The organism is Paeniglutamicibacter sp. GQ140, assembly GCF_059759235.1.
In genome coordinates this window covers 127,751-145,108 of record NZ_JCAXDW010000002.1, presented here as the reverse complement: position 1 = coordinate 145,108, position 17,358 = coordinate 127,751, and the positions used below count along the sequence as shown (strand labels likewise).

General features: G+C 67.7%; 16 protein-coding genes. 11 read left to right on the top strand and 5 right to left on the bottom strand.

What is annotated here, in order from left to right:
* The first annotated feature begins 10 nt into the window (after positions 1 to 10).
* Genes atpD through AC6CHY_RS03385 form a run of 3 tightly spaced genes read left to right on the top strand, consistent with a single transcriptional unit; the run spans position 11 to position 2,200 of the window.
* Positions 11 to 1,468: a F0F1 ATP synthase subunit beta gene (gene atpD / locus AC6CHY_RS03395; RefSeq protein WP_217389146.1), complete on the top strand. Its 1,458-nt coding sequence runs from the start codon at positions 11 to 13 to the stop codon at positions 1,466 to 1,468.
* Positions 1,469 to 1,470: 2 nt separating this feature from the next.
* A complete protein-coding gene (locus AC6CHY_RS03390; RefSeq protein WP_071213163.1) occupies positions 1,471 to 1,755 on the top strand; it encodes a F0F1 ATP synthase subunit epsilon in 285 nt (94 codons plus the stop codon).
* A 7-nt stretch (positions 1,756 to 1,762) separates the two neighbouring features.
* Positions 1,763 to 2,200 carry a DUF2550 domain-containing protein gene (locus AC6CHY_RS03385; protein WP_254456095.1) on the top strand — a complete coding sequence of 146 codons (438 nt, stop codon included), beginning with the start codon at positions 1,763 to 1,765 and terminating at the stop codon, positions 2,198 to 2,200.
* Between the two features lie 161 nt (positions 2,201 to 2,361).
* Here AC6CHY_RS03385 and AC6CHY_RS03380 read toward each other — a convergent pair whose 3' ends face one another.
* The 3 genes from AC6CHY_RS03380 to nucS all read right to left on the bottom strand — a co-directional run bounded on the left by AC6CHY_RS03380 (position 2,362) and on the right by nucS (position 4,866).
* Positions 2,362 to 2,565: a cold-shock protein gene (locus AC6CHY_RS03380; RefSeq protein WP_068735141.1), complete on the bottom strand. Its 204-nt coding sequence runs from the start codon at positions 2,563 to 2,565 to the stop codon at positions 2,362 to 2,364.
* Positions 2,566 to 2,792: 227 nt separating this feature from the next.
* Entirely contained in the window at positions 2,793 to 4,016 is a 1,224-nt protein-coding gene (gene nagA, locus AC6CHY_RS03375) for an N-acetylglucosamine-6-phosphate deacetylase (RefSeq protein WP_217389147.1), read from the bottom strand.
* Between the two features lie 154 nt (positions 4,017 to 4,170).
* Positions 4,171 to 4,866, bottom strand: coding sequence for an endonuclease NucS (nucS, locus tag AC6CHY_RS03370; protein WP_217389148.1), 696 nt, complete (start codon positions 4,864 to 4,866; stop codon positions 4,171 to 4,173).
* A 104-nt stretch (positions 4,867 to 4,970) separates the two neighbouring features.
* On the opposite strand from nucS, the gene AC6CHY_RS03365 reads away from it, so the two are divergent.
* A complete protein-coding gene (locus tag AC6CHY_RS03365; protein WP_217389149.1) occupies positions 4,971 to 5,321 on the top strand; it encodes an Rv1322 family protein in 351 nt (116 codons plus the stop codon).
* A 54-nt stretch (positions 5,322 to 5,375) separates the two neighbouring features.
* On the opposite strand, the gene AC6CHY_RS03360 is transcribed toward AC6CHY_RS03365, so the two are convergent.
* Positions 5,376 to 6,677 (bottom strand): AI-2E family transporter, encoded by a 1,302-nt coding sequence (locus tag AC6CHY_RS03360; protein ID WP_336245100.1) that lies wholly within the window; start codon positions 6,675 to 6,677, stop codon positions 5,376 to 5,378.
* 224 nt (positions 6,678 to 6,901) lie between these two features.
* Here AC6CHY_RS03360 and AC6CHY_RS03355 point away from each other — a divergent pair, with 224 nt between their 5' ends.
* The 7 genes from AC6CHY_RS03355 (at position 6,902) to AC6CHY_RS03325 (ending at position 16,465) form a co-directional block, all read left to right on the top strand.
* On the top strand, positions 6,902 to 8,614 hold the full coding sequence (locus AC6CHY_RS03355; protein ID WP_217389150.1) for a hypothetical protein: 1,713 nt from the start codon (positions 6,902 to 6,904) through the stop codon (positions 8,612 to 8,614).
* Positions 8,615 to 8,835: 221 nt separating this feature from the next.
* Positions 8,836 to 9,750, top strand: a complete 915-nt coding sequence (locus tag AC6CHY_RS03350; protein ID WP_217389151.1) for a tetratricopeptide repeat protein — start codon at positions 8,836 to 8,838, stop codon at positions 9,748 to 9,750.
* 246 nt (positions 9,751 to 9,996) lie between these two features.
* Positions 9,997 to 10,776: an ABC transporter ATP-binding protein gene (locus AC6CHY_RS03345; RefSeq protein ID WP_217389152.1), complete on the top strand. Its 780-nt coding sequence runs from the start codon at positions 9,997 to 9,999 to the stop codon at positions 10,774 to 10,776.
* Positions 10,758 to 12,326: a transporter gene (locus tag AC6CHY_RS03340; RefSeq protein WP_217389153.1), complete on the top strand. Its 1,569-nt coding sequence runs from the start codon at positions 10,758 to 10,760 to the stop codon at positions 12,324 to 12,326. Before AC6CHY_RS03345 ends, AC6CHY_RS03340 begins: the two co-directional genes overlap by 19 nt.
* Positions 12,327 to 12,397: 71 nt before the next feature.
* Positions 12,398 to 12,694, top strand: coding sequence for a DUF3039 domain-containing protein (locus tag AC6CHY_RS03335; protein ID WP_217389154.1), 297 nt, complete (start codon positions 12,398 to 12,400; stop codon positions 12,692 to 12,694).
* 95 nt (positions 12,695 to 12,789) lie between these two features.
* Complete coding sequence (locus AC6CHY_RS03330) at positions 12,790 to 14,586, top strand: DEAD/DEAH box helicase (protein ID WP_217389155.1); 1,797 nt, start codon at positions 12,790 to 12,792, stop codon at positions 14,584 to 14,586.
* 265 nt (positions 14,587 to 14,851) lie between these two features.
* On the top strand, positions 14,852 to 16,465 hold the full coding sequence (locus AC6CHY_RS03325) for an alpha/beta hydrolase domain-containing protein (RefSeq protein WP_498225465.1): 1,614 nt from the start codon (positions 14,852 to 14,854) through the stop codon (positions 16,463 to 16,465).
* A 244-nt stretch (positions 16,466 to 16,709) separates the two neighbouring features.
* On the opposite strand, the gene AC6CHY_RS03320 is transcribed toward AC6CHY_RS03325, so the two are convergent.
* Positions 16,710 to 17,345, bottom strand: coding sequence for an isochorismatase family protein (locus AC6CHY_RS03320; RefSeq protein WP_498225464.1), 636 nt, complete (start codon positions 17,343 to 17,345; stop codon positions 16,710 to 16,712).
* Positions 17,346 to 17,358: the final 13 nt, after the last annotated feature.

Here is a 17,358-nt window from a genome sequence, read left to right as displayed (position 1 = left end):
TGAGAGAGAGATGACTGCCCAACTCAACGAGCAGGGTACCGCTGCCTCGACCGGTGCAATCGGTCGTATCGCACGCGTTATCGGCCCGGTTGTCGACGTTGAATTCCCCGCCGACTCCCTGCCTGCTATTTACAATGCTCTTTCCGCTGAGATTACTCTCAACGGCAAGACCACCACCATCACCTTCGAAACCAGCCAGCACCTCGGTGACTCCATGGTTCGTGCAATCGCCCTTCAGGCCACCGACGGACTTGTCCGCGGTACCCAGGTAGTCGATTCCGGTGCCCCGATTTCCGTACCCGTTGGCGACGTTGTCAAGGGCCACATCTTCAACGTGCTGGGCGAGCCCCTCGACGTTGCTGCCTCGGAGCTCGAGATCACCGAGCGCTGGCCGATCCACCGCAAGGCCCCGTCCTTCGCGAGCCTCGAAGGCTCGACCGAAATGCTGGAAACCGGCATCAAGTCGATCGACCTTCTCACCCCGTACATCAAGGGTGGAAAGATCGGCCTCTTCGGCGGCGCCGGCGTGGGCAAGACCGTGCTGATCCAGGAAATGATCACCCGTGTTGCACGTAACTTCGGTGGTACCTCGGTATTCGCCGGTGTTGGCGAGCGCACCCGTGAGGGCAACGACCTCTGGGTCGAAATGGAAGAAGCCAACGTCCTGAAGGACACCGCCCTGGTGTTCGGCCAGATGGATGAGCCGCCAGGAACGCGTCTTCGCGTGGCACTGTCGGCACTGACCATGGCGGAGTACTTCCGCGATGTGCAGAAGCAGGACGTGTTGCTCTTCATCGACAACATCTTCCGCTTCACCCAGGCCGGTTCCGAGGTGTCGACCCTGCTGGGCCGCATGCCTTCGGCCGTGGGTTACCAGCCGAACCTTGCCGACGAGATGGGTCTCCTCCAGGAGCGCATCACCTCGACCAAGGGCCACTCGATCACCTCGATGCAGGCCGTTTACGTGCCTGCCGATGACTACACGGACCCGGCCCCGGCCGCGACCTTCGCCCACTTGGATGCGACCACGGAACTTTCCCGTGAAATCGCCTCCCGTGGTCTGTACCCGGCCATCGATCCGCTGACCTCCACGTCGCGAATCCTTGACCCGCAGTACGTTGGTCACGACCACTACAACACCGCGGTTCGCGTCAAGCAGATCCTCCAGAAGAACAAGGAACTGCAGGACATCATCGCGATCCTCGGCATCGACGAACTCGGTGAAGAGGACAAGATCGTTGTATCGCGTGCTCGTCGCATCCAGCAGTTCCTCTCCCAGAACACCTACACTGCCAAGCAGTTCACCGGTGTCGAGGGTTCGACGGTTGCCATCAAGGACACCATCGAGGGCTTCAACGCGATCTGCAACGGCGACGTTGACCACATTGCCGAGCAGGCATTCTTCAACATCGGCGGCATGGACGACGTTGAGCGCCAGTGGGCCGACATCCAGAAGTCGACTCGCTAATCATGGCCGAACTCCAAGTCGAAATCGTTGCAGCCGACCACTTCGTGTGGTCGGGTGCGGCGAAACTGGTCAAGGGACGCACCAGCAATGGCGAGATCGGGATCCTTCCCGGCCACGTGCCGATGCTGGCCGTCCTGGCTGCCGGGGATCTGGAAATCGTTCCGGTCTCCGGGTCACGGTTCTCGGTCCAGGTTGATGGCGGGTTCTTCTCCGTTGACGCTGACCGCGTGGTGATCGTAGCGGACAACGCCGTCATGGCCGACTCCGTCCCGGCGGGAACTCGATAGTCCTGCCTTGAACGAACTCGGCATTCCTGTACTCATCGTGTTGGCAGCCCTGCTGCTTGTGGTGATGTTCTTGGGTGCCATGGGAGTGCGCCGCATTCAGTTGCGGCGCACTCTTGGCACTTTCGACGCTTCCATCTCCGCGTCCTCCGGGAAGTGGATGATGGCGATTGCGCGTTATGGCCCTGGAGAGCTTGAGTTCCTCAAGCTCTTTTCGGTCTCCCCGATCCCGGTGCATCGATTCCTGCGGACCTCCATCCGGCTCAAGGGCTGGCGGCGTCCCGCGGAAGAGGAAAAGCACCTGGTACAGCCCGGAAGCGTCATCGTGATGATGAGCTATGAAGGCCGAGAAGTATTGGTCGCCATGGATTACCAGACCTACAACGGCCTCTCGGCATGGTTGGAAGCCGGCCCCGTTGCGGGCGTCGGCACCTGGCGGCAAGACTGATCAAGCAAGACTGATCAAGCAAGATAAAGGTGTGGGGCGGGATGAATAAATCATCCCGCCCCACACCTTTTGCATCTTCTTAGGTTGACGCCTGCCCGGATCCGCGCCGCGTTGCGGTCGGTTTCCCCACAGGTGAAAAGTTCAAAGAGTCTGTGAAGTCCTTAGAGACCGACAACGCCGGTGGCCTGCGGACCCTTGGCACCCTGGCCAACTTCGAATTCCACGCGCTGGTTTTCTTCCAGCGTGCGGAAGCCGTTGGTCTGGATTTCCGAGTAGTGCACGAACACGTCGGCCTCGGCGCCATCGGGAGTGATGAAGCCGAATCCCTTTTCGGCGTTAAACCACTTCACGGTTCCCTGAGCCATGTATTTCTCCTCATTTAGTGCGAAAATCAGGCCGCTGCACTGTGCGACGACCATTAGGTGGTACTCAAGTGAGAAGAACACTGGCGACGGTTTGACCCCACCGCAGTCACTTCACACCCGCAGCACTGCTTTGGCGGGTATGACTAACCAACACAAAGACTGAGTCAAGCATCACACAATCGCGTGACTTGGGTCAATACCCCGAGCCCGGTTGCTCAGGGGAAACTTCACAATAGATTCCGGCCGTTGCGCACGACCTGCCGCAGGCCCAGGTCCGCGTCCAGCACCAGCATGTCCGCCACGAAGCCCTGGTGGAGCCTGCCCGCCTCGTCGATCAGCCCCAGCACGCTCGCCGGCACCGTCGTGGCGGAGATGACGGCGTCGCGCAGCTCCACCCCGGCGGCCACCGCCGCGCGAACCACCTCGAGCATGCTCGCCGTGCCGCCGGCGAGGGAGCCGTCCGAGGCCAGGCGGGCTTCCCCGTTGGCCACGGTGACCTCCGCCGGGCCCAGCGTGTAGCTGCCGTCGGCGAGTCCGGTGGCAGCCATCGAGTCGGTGACAAGGGCGATGGATTCGGCACCCAGCAGGTTGAACATGGTCCGGACCAGGACCGGGTCGAGGTGGACGCCGTCCGCAACCAGCTCGACGATGATCTTGCCCTGCGCTGCCAGCTCCAGACAGGCCGCGACGGCCCCGGGTGCCCGGTGGTGCATCGGCGGCATGCCGTTGAACAGGTGGGTCACGGTGGGGCGCTCGGTGAAGCCGTCGACGCCGGCGCTTGCCAGTTCCTCCCGGGCAACCCCCAGCGAGGCCGAGGTCATGGCGGCGTCCGCGTCGGTGTGCCCCAGCGAAGGGACCACGCCCTGGGAAACGAGCTGCTCGAGAAGGGCATCGGATCCGGCGCGTTCCGGGGCGTACGTCATGGTGCGCAGCTGGCCGGCCGCCGCATCGATCAGCTCATCGACGAATTCCGGATCCGGGTCCGAGAGGTACGCCGGGTCCTGGGCCCCGCAGCGCGTCACGGAGAGGAACGGGCCCTCGGCGTGGATCCCGGCGATGTCCCCACGCTGGGCGAATTCGGCCAGCACGCCCGCGGCGGCCAGCATGTCTGCGCGCGGGGCGGTGACCAGCGAGGCCAGGAAGGTGGTGGTGCCGGAGCGGTGCAGGTGTTCGATGGCGGTGGTGATCGACTCGGGATCCCCGGAGGGGAAGTCCCCGCCCCCTGCGCCGTGGCAGTGCAGGTCGATCAGGCCCGGGATGATGACGGTGCCTTCCGGGCTTTCGATCAGCTCGAAGGCCTCCGATTCGTCGAAGAACGAAAACTCGTGCGCATCGCCGGCGAAGGCGATGCGGTTGCCCTCCACGGCGACGATGCCCTCGGCGATGTCCCTTCCGGGAGTAACGAGTCGTCCGGTCAGCGCGTAACGTTCGGGTGAATCGGTGGCAGTCATGGACCCAGTCTAGGTCCGGGCACGGCGGCGATTCATGCATCCGCGCCGCAAAAGTTTCGCGGAAGGCCTTGCGGCGCCAACGGTCACCTGCGCCCGGGGTGGATGTTGCGCGGGATTGCGGGGCGGCCCAGGGGGAGCGGGGCGCGGTCGGGGCCTAGAAGAGCCGTGCCGCCACGTCATCGACGCCGCGCATCGCGTCGTAGTCGAGCACCAGGCAATCGATGCCGCGGTCGGTGGCCAGTGTGCGGGCCTGCGGCTTGATCTTTTGGGCGGCGAAAATCCCGCGCACCGGACGCAACAGCGGGTCGCGGTTCAGCAGTTCGAGGTATCGGGTGAGCTGCTCGACGCCGTCGATGTCACCATTGCGCTTGAGCTCGATGGCCACGGTCGCGCCATCGGCGTCGCGCGCCAGGATGTCCACCGGGCCGATGGCCGTCATGTACTCGCGGCGGATCAGGGTGTAGCCGGCACCAACGGTCTCGATCTGGTCGGCCAGCAGGCGCTGCAGGTCGCCCTCGACACCGTCCTTGATCAGGCCCGGGTCGATGCCCAGGTTGTGCTGGGAGTCGTGGATGAATTCCTTGATGTGCACCACCAGGCGGTCGTCGGACTTCTGGTGAGCGACGTGCCAGAGCTCCACGTCGCCCTCGGCCGCCTGCTCCTCGTCGGGGGCCACCACCCGCATGACCGCCGGGGGGCTCATCCAGTTCAGCGGCTTGTAGCTGCCGCCGTCGGAATGGACCAGCACCGAGCCGTCGGCCTTGACCATCAGCAGGCGGGTCGCCAGGGGGAGGTGGGCACGCAAACGGCCCTCGTAATCAACTGAACACTTGGCAATGACTAAACGCACAACAGGCACTCTACCGGGTTTCGCGCCCGGGCCGTGGCCGGACAGGCAGTGCCGCCGGTGCGTCCCGTACCGGGCGGACGGCGCATCTGGGGCAGAATTGGACCATGGCCCGCTCGAACCGTCCTTCTCGCTCCTCCGCTCCCAAGCCCCGCTCCGGCAGGGTCAACAAGTGGACGCGGGCCGACGAGGGATCGGATGAGCCGTGGCTGGAAAAGGCCCGCTACGGCGTGCAGCGCCTGCAGGACGCGCCGGACGGCCAGTGGCATGTGCGCCGGATATCGGCGGTCGGCGCGGCCAAGACCTACAAGTGCCCCGGATGCGGGCAGTTCATCAAGCCCGGGACCGAGCACCTGGTGGCGTGGCGGGCCGACCACTGGTCCGGCGACGACGCCTCGGCCGCGGCACGGCGCCACTGGCACCCCAAGTGCTGGGAATCACGCTCCTACCGGTACTGACCGGGCGGGGCGCCACGCCCGGGGCCGAATGCCAGGGGCCGGCGGGGAGTGCGGCTAGCGGTTGTCCTGCCGGGTGATGAAGACCTCGCGCAGGATCAACATGACGGCGGCCGCCGCGGGAATGGCCATGAGTGCGCCGACGACGCCGAGCAGCGAGCCGCCGGCGATCACCGAGATCACCGCCACCGCGCCGGGAACCGACACCGCCTTCTGCATCACCCGCGGGGAGATGAAGTAGGCCTCGATCTGCAGGTACCCGAAGTAGCAGATCGCGTAGATCGCGGTGGTCTGCCAGCCCAGGGTCAGCGAGACCAGGGACACCAGGATGCCGGCGATCACGGCCCCGACCAGCGGGATGAAGGCCAGCATCGCCACCAGCAGGGTCAGCAGCGCGGCGAACGGGACCCCGAGGATGCTCATCAAGACCAGCGCCACGGTCGCGTTCAGCAACGCCACGAACGCCTGGCCCATGACATAGTTGCCGACCGAGTGCGTGATGGTGTTGCCCAGTTCCTCCACGCGGACCCGGCGCGAGTGCGGGGCCAGCCGGTAGAAGAACGACTTCATCGCCGGAAGCGAGGCCAGGAAGTAGATGGCCAGCACCAGCACGATCAACACGCCGAACATGCCCTGGGCGATCACGCTGCCGACGCCCAGCACGCCGCCGAAGATCCCGCCCACGGCCCCGGTGTCGGAGAAGAACTTCCCGATCTCGTCGCTGATCCGGTCCGAGAGCTGGTACTGCGCGTCGAGGGTGACGAAGAATTCGGACTTCAGGAAGTCGTCGACGATCCGCGGCGCACGCTCGATGAACTGCGCCGTCTGCTCGGTGAGCGTGGGGATGATGGCGCCCATGAACCCGGCGGCACCGCCGAGCAGCGCGAGCATCGTGATCAGCACGCCGATACTGCGCGGGATCCCGTGGGTCACCAGGAAGCGCACGATCGGGTCCAGGCCTAGCGCAATGAACAGGGCGATGGCGATCCAGATGACCAGCGACCCCACATTAGTCAGCAGGAAGAAGCCCAGCAAGGCCAGGCCCACGCCCACGGTGAACAGGAAGCCGAAGGCGATCGGGTTGGACTGCGGGGAGACGTCGGCGTCCGGAAGCCCGTCCCCGGGATCGCGAACCGGAAGCGGCGGGAACCCGAAGTTCGCCGGCGGCTTGATCCGGGCATCCAGCGTCTGCTGGGCGGTGCCCAGCGCCCGGCGCCACCACCGGTGAGGTGCAGCAGGGCGGTGCGGTGCGGAATCCGGCGCCGGGGACCCCTGGACGCCCGAAGCGTCCCCGGGCAGCTCGGGGTGGCCCCCGGTGCCCGCCGGCGTTGTTGCTTCGTCCCCGTCTTGAGTAGTCACAATCCCGAGCTTAATGCCCCGGGGCCCCAGTTGACGACATTGGCGGGGCTGAGTTGCCCCGCCCAAAAGTGGTCGACACCTCAGCGTGTTTCGGCGTGGTGCTACCCACATTCCGGAACGCAGATGCGCTAGAACTCGTTAGACTTGTGAGCGTGTCATCCTGATAAATGATGTGGGTGGCACCCGAGGCCGAATCTCGACCCCCTCATCCGTTAGGTGTAATTGTGCGAAAGATCTTCTCAGCGATCGCTATCATTCTTGGGCTGGCAGCCCTGGTGGTGGGGATCGGCCAGCGAACCATATGGGCTCCGCCCGAGACGCTGACCGCTTCCTTTGCCCAGGCCCCCGCAGCAGCCCCGGTAACACTCATCGAGGCCGGGGCCGGAACCGTGGCCGGACACCCCACGGAAATCACCATCAATGCCGAAGGCAAGTTCACCGCCTCGCTGGTGCGCTCCGCCGATGCCAAGGCATGGGTCGGCAAGGCCGCCCACACGACCGTCACCGGCATCAACGCCGCCGACACGGTCCTTGAGTCCACCTCCGAGAGCGGCGAGGACCAGGTGCCCAACCCGGCCGGCGACGACATCTTCCAGGCGACCGAGAACGCCGACAAGACCATGACCTACCGCTGGACCAATCCCGACGAGGGATCCTGGACGCTGCTGCTGGCCGCCGACGGCAAGGCCGCCGCTCCCACCGACATCACCGCCACGTGGCCCGGCGACACCGCCACCCCGTTCTCCATGCCGCTGATCATCGCCGGTTCGCTGCTGCTCATCGCCGGCATCGCCCTGGCCGCAGTGCGCACCACCCCGCGCGGAGGATCCGGCGGCGGACGCCGCTCGGCAGACCAGCCCGATGCCCCGCGCACCGATGCACTGCCCACCACTGCCATGCCCAAGGGCGGAGAGAACACCGTGGCCAAGATCGTGGCCACCGCCTCCGTGCTGTCCCTGGTGCTGCTGCCCTCCGCACCGGCCCTGGCCGCCGGTTCCTCGTCGAGCCCGGCGGAAAGCTCCGCCACCGAGGAAGCCGAGAAGGTCTTCCCCGTGGTGCTGCAGAACCAGCTTGAGCGCATTCTCGGCGAGGTTTCTACCTCCGTGGCCAAGGCCGACAAGTCCCGGAACATCAAGGACCTGGATGCCCGCACCACCGGTGCCCTGAAGTCCCTGCGCGGCCAGAACTACGAACTGCGCAACGACGACGTCAAGATCGATGCCCCCGCGGCAATCGACACCAGCGTGATCCGCTCGGCCGCCGTGCCGACCGACGACGGGGCGAACTTCCCGCGCTCGATCATGGTGGTCACCGCCAAGGACTCCGGCGCCTCCACGATCCCCACCGCGATCACGCTGACCCAGTCGGGACCGCGCGAGAACTACAAGGTGGCCTTCGCGACCCCGATGCTCCCCGGTTCGACGTTCCCCGGCATCGCCGTGGGCGACCAGTCGGTGAAGATGCTCAAGGACGACGCCAAGGACCTGACCATGACCCCGAAGACGGCGCTCGAGCGCCTCGCCGCGTTCATGGACAACGAGAAGGCCAAGGATGCCGACAAGTTCGCCAAGAACGCCTTCCTGACGCTGAATGCCAAGGAGCAGAACGCGATGGTGAAGTCCAACAAGGACGCGACGATCACGTTCAAGCGGACCGTGAACGCCAAGGACACTGTCGTGTTGGCCACCCCGGACGGCGGGGCACTGGTGTCGGGCAGCTTCACCTCGACGACGACCGCCAAGCCCAAGGAAGACGGCGGGACCGTCGGAATGGACGCCACCACCGCCAAGATCGTCGGCGCCAAGGACACCAAGAAGGGTGTCGAGATCACCTACGGGGAACCGACGCTCATCTACATTCCGGCGGCCGACTCCAAGGACAAGATCTCCGTGGTTGCCGCCGAGGTCATCACCAGGGGAGCGAAGCTCCTGAAGTAGGACCCCCTCCCCGTGCGGGGAGCCGGGAACCGCACGGTTCCCGCATTGGAAGGCGTGGTGCCACAGGGCACGGGGCGGATCCCGTGGCCGCAGCGCCGCGCCTTCCGTCGTTGGCGCCGCGCCTTCCGTCGTTGGCGCCGCGTCGCCGCGCCGGCAGCGGCCCGGCGACGGGTTTTCCACCCGGGCCCGTTGCGGCCTAAAGTAGAGGAATGACCACCAGCATGCCTGAACCCACTGCTCCCTCCTCACGCGGCGCCATTGATCTGGCAGCCTTCAAACAGTCCCAGCCGGAGCCGGCCGGCGCATCGGGGGAGGCCCTTCCCACCTGGGTCCGCTCCGTCGACCAGGAGAGCTTCCCGGAGGTCGTTGCCCTTTCCCAGCAGGTGCCGGTGATCGTTTCGCTGGGCAGCCCGCGCGCCCAGGCCTCGGTGCAGCTCGACGGCACGCTGGCAAGCCTGGTCGATGCCAAGCGCGGCACCCTTGCCCTGGCCACCGTGGATGCGGAACAACAGCCCGCCATCGCCCAGGCCTTCCAGGTCACGCAGGTGCCCTCCGTCATCGCCCTGGTCAACGGCCAGCCGGTGCCGCTGTTCCAGGGCACGGCCGAGGCCGCGCAGATCCAGTCGCTGATCGACGAGCTGCTGGCCCTGGGCGTCCAGCACGGTGTGGCGGGGACCGTTCCGCCGCTGGGCACCACGGGGCCGGCCAGCGGCCCGGCACCGCTGCCGCCGCTGCACCAGGCCGCCCTGGATGCCATCGAGTCAGGTGACCTGCCGGCCGCCGAGAGCGCGTACAAGCAGGCGCTGAACGAAAAGCCCAACGACAACGAGGCATCCATCGGGTTGAACCAGGTGCGCCTGCTGATGCGCACCGAGGGCAAGGACCTCGCCGCCGTGCGCGCCGCAGGTGCCGCAGCCCCGGATGACCTGCAGGCGCAGCTTGACGTGGCGGACATGGACCTGGTCGGTGGCCACGTCGAGGACGCCTTCGCCCGCCTGGTCGCATTCATCGGCCGCAACGCAGGGGACGAGAAGGAAGCCGCCCGGGCCCGCCTGGTCGAACTGTACTCCGTGGTAGGCGTCGGTGACGCCCGCGTCGTGGCCTCGCGCCAGAAGCTGGCCCGCGTCCTGTTCTAGGAAAGCCCTCAGCGTCCCGTCCACGATTGCGGGCCTTGGGCCACGCAACGAACCTCGACGGGGGAGTGCCGCCGGGACCCGAAACGGTCCCGGCGGCACTCCCTTTTTCCGTGCCCGCAGGCGGGGGATCGCCCATCGTGCGGGCCCGCCGCCGACCCGGGCATCATCCGAAAAGATGGCACTGGCGGCGGGATTAGTCCGCTGGGATGACGCCAAAACCGCGTGCCGACTGCTAATTTCGACTGCATGAGCTATTCCACTGCGGAACCCGGGACCCCGGCCCTGTCGATCCGATCGCTGGGCAAGCGGTTCGGCGAAAAGGTCGCGGTCAACGGCATATCCCTTGACGTCCCCGCGGGGTCCTTCTTCGGCCTCGTCGGACCCAACGGCGCCGGCAAGACCACCACGCTGTCCATGGCCACCGGGCTGCTGCGCCCGGATGCCGGCCAGGTCCTGCTGAACGGCATCGACGTGTGGGCCGAACCGCTGAAGGCCAAGGCCGCCATGGGCGTGCTGGCCGACGGCGTGCGGCTCTTCGACCGGCTCTCCGGGCGCCAGCTGGTCACCTACTCCGGCCTGCTGCGCGGCATGGACCGCGCCACGGTCCAGGAGCGCACCGAGGACCTGCTGCGCGTGCTGGACCTGGAGGACGCCGGGGCCAAGCTGGTCGTTGACTACTCCGCGGGCATGACCAAGAAGATCGCCCTGGCCACGGCGCTGATCCACTCGCCGCGGGTGCTGGTGCTCGACGAGCCCTTCGAGGCCGTCGACCCGGTCTCCGCCGCGAACATCCGCGAGATCCTCGCCGACTACGTCGCCCACGGCGGCACCGTCATCGTCTCCTCCCACGTCATGGACCTGGTCCAGCGCATGTGCAGCCACGTGGCCGTCATCGCCGAGGGCAACCTGCTCGCGGCCGGCACCGTGGAGGCTGTGCGCGCCGGCTCCTCGCTGGAGGAACGCTTCGTCCAGCTGGTCGGCGGCCGCGGCACGAACGAGGGGCTCTCGTGGTTGCGCACCTCCTAAGGCTCAAGCTGCTGCTGCTGGGGAACTCCTTCCGGCGCAGCCCCTGGCAGCTGGTCGGGGTCGGCATCGGGGCGCTCTACGGGCTGGGCATGGCCGTGACGCTGGTGGCCGGCACGGCGTACCTCTCCGGGGTGGACCCGGAGCTGTCCAACACCATCCTGGTCTCCGCCGTCTCGCTGGTGACGCTGGGCTGGGCCGTCATCCCGCTGGTGGCCTTCGGCGTCGACCTGACCCTGGACCCGGCGCGCTTCACCACCTTCACGCTCTCGCGGCCCAAGCTGGCCGCCGGCCTGCTGCTTTCGGGCTTCATCGGGGTCCCGGGGATCCTCACGCTGGTGCTGCTCGGCGGGCAGTTCCTGGCCTGGCGGCAGAACCCCGCAACCCTGGCCGCCGCCCTGCTCGGCGGCGTGCTCGGTGCGCTGATGTGCCTGGCGCTGGCCCGGCTGACCACCACCTCGATGACCCGGTTGACCGCTTCGCGGCGCTTCCGCGACGTCGCGGGGATCATCGCGATCATCCCGCTGATCCTGCTGGGGCCGATCATCGGCTCGGCGGCCGAGGGCATCGAATCGGTGCTGGACTGGCTGCCGCGGCTCGTGGGCGTGCTGGGCTTCACCCCGCTGGGCGTCTTCGCGGCGCTGCCCGGGGACGTGGCCGCCGGTGCCTGGGGGCTGGGCGCCCTGCGCCTGCTCCTGGGGCTGGCGTACCTCGGGGCGGTGCTCTGGGCCTGGGAACGCGGGCTGCACAGGTCCATGGAGAACCCGATGGCGCCGCGCGCCGGCACCAAGGCCGTGGGCATGGGCGCCCTGGGCATCTTCCCCGGCACCCCCGTCGGGGCGGTGGCCGCCCGCTGCCTGACCTACTGGCTCAAGGACCCGCGCTATGCCGCCTCCATCGTGATCGTGCCGCTGATGCCGGTGCTGATCTGGTTCACCTCCACCAACGCGGGGAACCCGCAGATCATGCTGGTGCTTGGTCCGCTGCTGGCGATCCTGATGGCCTTCGCGATTTCCGCCGACGTGTCCTACGATTCCACGGCGTTCTCGCTGCACGTGCTCACCGGGGTGCGCGGGGTCGCGGACCGCGCCGGGCGCGTGCTGGCCTGCGCCGTGTTCGCGCTGCCGGTGACGCTGCTGGCGGCCATCCTGACGCCGGTGTTCCTTGACCGGCTGGACCTGCTGCCGGCGATCCTCGGGATCTCGCTGTGCGGGCTGCTCGCCGGGCTCGGCGTGGCCTCGGTCGCCTCCGCCCGCTTCACCTACGCGGTCCCGCTGCCGGGGGAGAGCCCGTTCAAGACGCCGCCGGGCGCAGGGGCGCGCATGGCCGTCGTCCAGTTGGCCACGTTCACCGTGATGTCCGTGCTTCTGGTGCCGGGGCTCGGGCTGCTGGTGGCCCAGCTGTTCACCGGGGAGGTGCTCTTCGGCTGGCTGGCGCTGGTGGTGGGCATCGCGGAGGGTGCGGTGCTGTTGGTTCTCGGTATCCGCATCGGCGGGCGCTGGCTCGATGCCCGCATGCCCGAGCTGATGCAGGCGGTGATGGTGAACCGCTGAGGCAACGATGCGATGGACGGCACCCGGCGAATCTGCCGGGTGTTGGCCAATCCGTTGTTAGACTGGTGGACATGAGCATGCCCCTAGATCCGTTCCGAGATGACCCGCGCACGACCTCCGGCGGCGGTGCCACCACCATCGAGCGCACCGAGCAGGCCCAGGAAGTCGAGGCCGGCGACCACGAGCGCTTCGCGCACTACGTGCGCAAGGAAAAAATCATGGAGTCGGCGCTCTCCGGCGATCCGGTGATTGCGCTGTGCGGCAAGGTCTGGATCCCGGGCCGCGACCCGCAGAAGTTCCCCGTGTGCCCCGAGTGCAAGGAAATCTACGAGGGCCTCACCGGCGGCGGGGACAAGGACAAGAAGTAATCATCTTCCACGCATCGTAGGTTCACACAGAACCCCCTTGGGCGCGCCGGCCCGCGCCCAAGGGGGAAGTTTTTTATTGCCGTGGAGGTGTATGCATGACCGATACCTTGTTCTCACTTGCAGACAAGCTGCCCATGGAGGACCGTCTTCCTCCCGCCTACCCGGAACGGGCCGCCTGGGGCACCGGCCCCAAGCTCCGCGCCTGGCAGGCCGAGGCGCTGGACAAGTACTTCACCACCAACCCGCGCGACTTCATGGCCGTGGCCACCCCCGGCGCCGGCAAGACCACCTTCGCGCTGCGCCTGGCCAAGGTGCTGGTCGACGCCAAGACGGTCAACCGCATCATCGTCGTCGCCCCCACCGACCACCTCAAGAAGCAGTGGGCCGATGCCGCCGGGCGCGTGGGCCTGGCCATTGACCCGAACTTCAAGAACTCCGACGGCCGGCACGGCGACGGCTACATCGGCGTCGTCGTCACCTACGCGCAGGTCGCCTCCAAGCCGATGCTGCACCGCGCCAAGACCGAGGCCGCCCGCACCCTGGTGATCCTGGACGAGATCCACCACGGCGGCGACGCGCTTTCCTGGGGCGACGGCATCCGCGAGGCCTTCGAACCCGCGGCCCGGCGCCTGGCGCTGACCGGAACCCCGTTCCGCTCCGACACCGCCGCGATCCCCTTCGTCGAATACGCCGAGGGGCCCGACGGCATCCGCCGCTCCAAGGCCGACTACACCTACGGCTACGGCAATGCGCTGCGCGACCACGTGGTGCGCCCGGTGCTGTTCATGGCGTACTCCGGCTCCATGCGCTGGAAGACCAGCTCGGGCGAGGAAATGGAGGCCCAGCTCGGCGAGGGCTTCACCAAGGACATCACCGCGCACGCCTGGCGCACGGCCCTTGACCCGGCGGGGGACTGGATCCCCTCGGTGCTCCAGGCCGCGGACAAGCGCCTGACCCGGGTCCGCCGGACCGTTCCGGACGCCGGCGCCCTGGTGATCGCAACCGACCACGAGGACGCGCGCGGCTACGCCGAGCAGCTGGAGAAGATCTGCGGGGAAAAGGTCACCGTGATCCTGTCCGACGACGCGGGCGCCTCGAAGAAGATCGACGAGTTCTCCGCCGGCGATTCGCGCTGGATGGTCGCGGTGCGCATGGTGTCCGAGGGCGTCGACGTGCCCCGGCTGTGCGTGGGCGTCTACGCCACCTCGACCTCCACCCCGCTGTTCTTCGCCCAGGCCATCGGCCGCTACGTGCGCAGCCGAAAGCGCGGCGAGGTCGCCTCGATCTTCCTGCCCTCGGTGCCGGTGCTCATGGCACTGGCCAACGAGATGGAGACCGAGCGCGACCACGCCCTCGACCGCCCGGAGAAGCACTTCCAGGACCCGGACTACAACCCCGAGGACGACCTGGTCGCCGAGGCCAACCGCGAGGAAAAGGCCAGCGACGAGCTGAACAAGCAGAAGTTCGAGGCGCTGAACTCCAACGCCTCCTTCGACCGGGTGCTCTTCGACGGCGGCGAGTTCGGCACCGGCGGCGCCGTGGGCTCCGAGGAGGAGGAAGACTTCCTGGGCATCCCCGGGCTGCTGGACGCCGACCAGGTGGGCGTGCTGCTGCGCCAGCGCCAGGCCGAACAGGTCTCGCGGCGCAAGGTGCGCAAGGGTGCCGAGGAGGCGGCCGCTTCCCCGGTGGTCGACCACCGGGCGCTGATGGAGATGCGCTCGACGCTGTCCAAGAACGTCTCGGCCTGGAGCGCGCGCACCGGCACCCCGCACGGGGTGATCCACACCAAGCTGCGCGAGGTGTGCGGCGGGCCGGCCGTTGCCCAGGCCAATGCGGAACAGCTGCAAAAGCGGTTGAACAAGCTGCAGGGCTGGTTCATCGGCAAGAAATAGCCGCAGGCCAAGGCCGGCGGCCCGCGTGCGTTGGAGGAGTTCCAATGCACGCAGGCCGCCGGCTTTTTGCTTCTCCCGCCGTACCGGGCAGGGCTTTTCGCGGCTGCTCGTCGTCGCTTCGGGTAGACGGCGCGGGGCCGGGAAGCGGCGCATGCCCGGCAACAAGTGGCAACAAGTGGACGGTTGAATGTGTCGCAGGACACGCTGGCCTAGGGGCGCCCGGGCGCCCCTACCGAACAACGTTGTTCCACCGAGGAGGGGGCTTATGCCTAATCAACCCAGAGGCCGCCGGTATCGTGCCGCGCTGGCCGCCGCGTGCGCCGGTGCGCTTGGCCTGGTCGTCATGGCGGCGCCGGCGGGTGCCGCACCGGATCGGGAACCGGAAGCGGCCGCCGCGTCGATGGTTTCCGTTCCCGACGTCGTCGGGCCGATCGCGGTGACTGCCGAAAGCTACCCGTTTTCGACCTTGGGGCGCGCCAGGGTGCCCGTCGACATCGCCGAACGCGGTTTCGTCGAGGAGGAGTTCTTCCTGTCCGGGACCGCGAACGTATACGACAACCCGGACGGGTCGCTGCAGGTCGTGGACGCGGGCGTGCCCTACACCAACCACGTCCTGGTGCGCCGCCCCGCCAACCGGGCGGACTCCTCCGGGGTCGTGCTCGTGGATATTCTCAACGCCTCGAACGGGTTCCCGGGGGAGGACCACCTGCGGCGCATGTGGGACTGGGCCATGGAGGAGGGACACACCATCATCGGCGTGACGTCCAAGCCCATCCAGGTGGACGCGCTGAAGAACTTCGACCCGGAACGCTATGCGGACCTGACGTGGGATGTTGAGGACGTCAAACGGGAGCCGATCATCGCCGACCCGGCGGACCCCGGCTCGTTCGACCCGTTCATGGTCGTTCCGGGCGCCGAGGAGGGGCTGGCCTGGGACATCATCACACAGGTTGGCACGCTGCTTGAGAGCAATCACGGCCGTGCGCTCCTGGGTGGACAGAAGGCGAAGACAGTCCTGCTCATGGGCCAGTCCCAGTCCGGGATCTACCTCAACACCTACGCGTCCAACTTCCACCGCGCGGTGACCGAAGCCAACCGCGGACCGGTGTTCGACGGCTATCTCAACACGGTCGGTGCAGTTCTTGAGCGGCCGCTGCGCCAGGCGGAGACCGATGGCCTGGTGGTGGTGCCCGGCACTGAACCGGCACTGGACGTCCCCTTCGTCACTGTCACCTCCGAGGGCGATGCCGGGCTGTTCGGTGCCGCAACGCTGGCCGAGAAGGAGCTTCCGGCAAATCGGCGGCATTGGCAGGTTCCCGGAACCCCGCACACCGACCTGCTCTCCGCGGTGATTCCGGCCGACGAAGAAATCCTCAAGGCCGGGCGCCTCCCGAACACCGCGGTCCACGACGCGTCGTTCCGCGAATCCCTCAACACCTACCCGCTGGAACCCGCCATCATCGCTGCCGCCGAGGCCGTTGTGGACTGGAGCAAATCGCACAAGGACGCGGCGCCATCGCAGTGGTTCGAGCAGTCCGACGGCGCGCTCTCCCGGACCGCCGACGGAAACGTCTCGGGCGGTGTCCGCTACGGGCTCATGGAGCATCCACTCGGGCAGTACCGCGGCGCGGCGGCTCCGGGCGCGGTCTACGGTGCCATGGAGCTGATCTCGGCAGAGGACTTCGCCACGGCCTACGGCACCCGCGCGGACTACCTCGCGCTGATCGGCGAGGTCGACGCCGCCCGGATCAGGCACGGCTATCTCACCGAGTGGGGCGCGGACTACTTCGTGGGAGTGGCCAACGGGCTCATGGACCGCATCGGGGTCCCTGCCGGCACTGCCGCTGCCGCCGCTGAAGAGCGGGGCGGCCGGGGCTGAGTTGCCGCACCGGCTCCCGTTGGGCGCACCATGCCGGGCCGGCCGTTGCCCAGGCCACTGCGGAACAGCTGCAAGAGCGGCTGCACTAGCTGCAGGGCTGGTTCATCGGCAGGATAGCCGCACGCCAAGGCCGGCGGCCCGCGCGCATTGGAGACGTTCCAATGCACGCAGGCCGCCGGCTTTTCCCGTGGCCGGGCAGCGCGCTCCCTCAATGCCCGGACCGGGTCCGAAGGGGCGTGCGGGCTCAGCCCAGCGACAAGACCGTGACCTCTGCGTCGCGCAGTTCCTGCAGCACCGCGGGGGTGCTTTCCGGATGTACGGCGGCGGTCAGCGGCGCGATGACCGTGGTGGCCAGGCCCTGGTCCCTGGCATCCAGGGCGGTGGCGCGCACGCAGTAGTCGGTGGCGATGCCCACGATGTCTACCGCGCCGATCCCCTGGCTGCGCAACCAGTCGCCCAGCAGTGCCCCGGATTCATCGTCGACCTCGTCGGCGTCGGAGCACAGGCGTCCCTCGAAGCCCGAATACGCGGCGGCGAAGCGGCCCTTGCGGAAGTGGTGGCCGATGAAGCCGGCGGCCCCGGACAACTCCGGGTGCAGTGCGGCGCCGTCCGTGGCGGCAACGCAGTGCACCGGCCAGGAGTCTATGAAGTCGGGGGTGTCGGAGAAGTGGGACCCCGGGTCGATGTGCCAGTCCTGGGTCGCCACCACGGCGGCGTAGGTGTCGGCGCGCTCGCGCAGCACCGTGGCGATGGAGGCCGCCACCGCGGCCCCGCCCTCCACGCCGAGGCTGCCGCCCTCGCAGAAGTCGTTCTGGACATCGACGATGATCAATGCGCGTGCCGCGGGTTGCTCCGGCGCGCTGGTTGGTTCCTGGGTCATGATGCCTTACCTC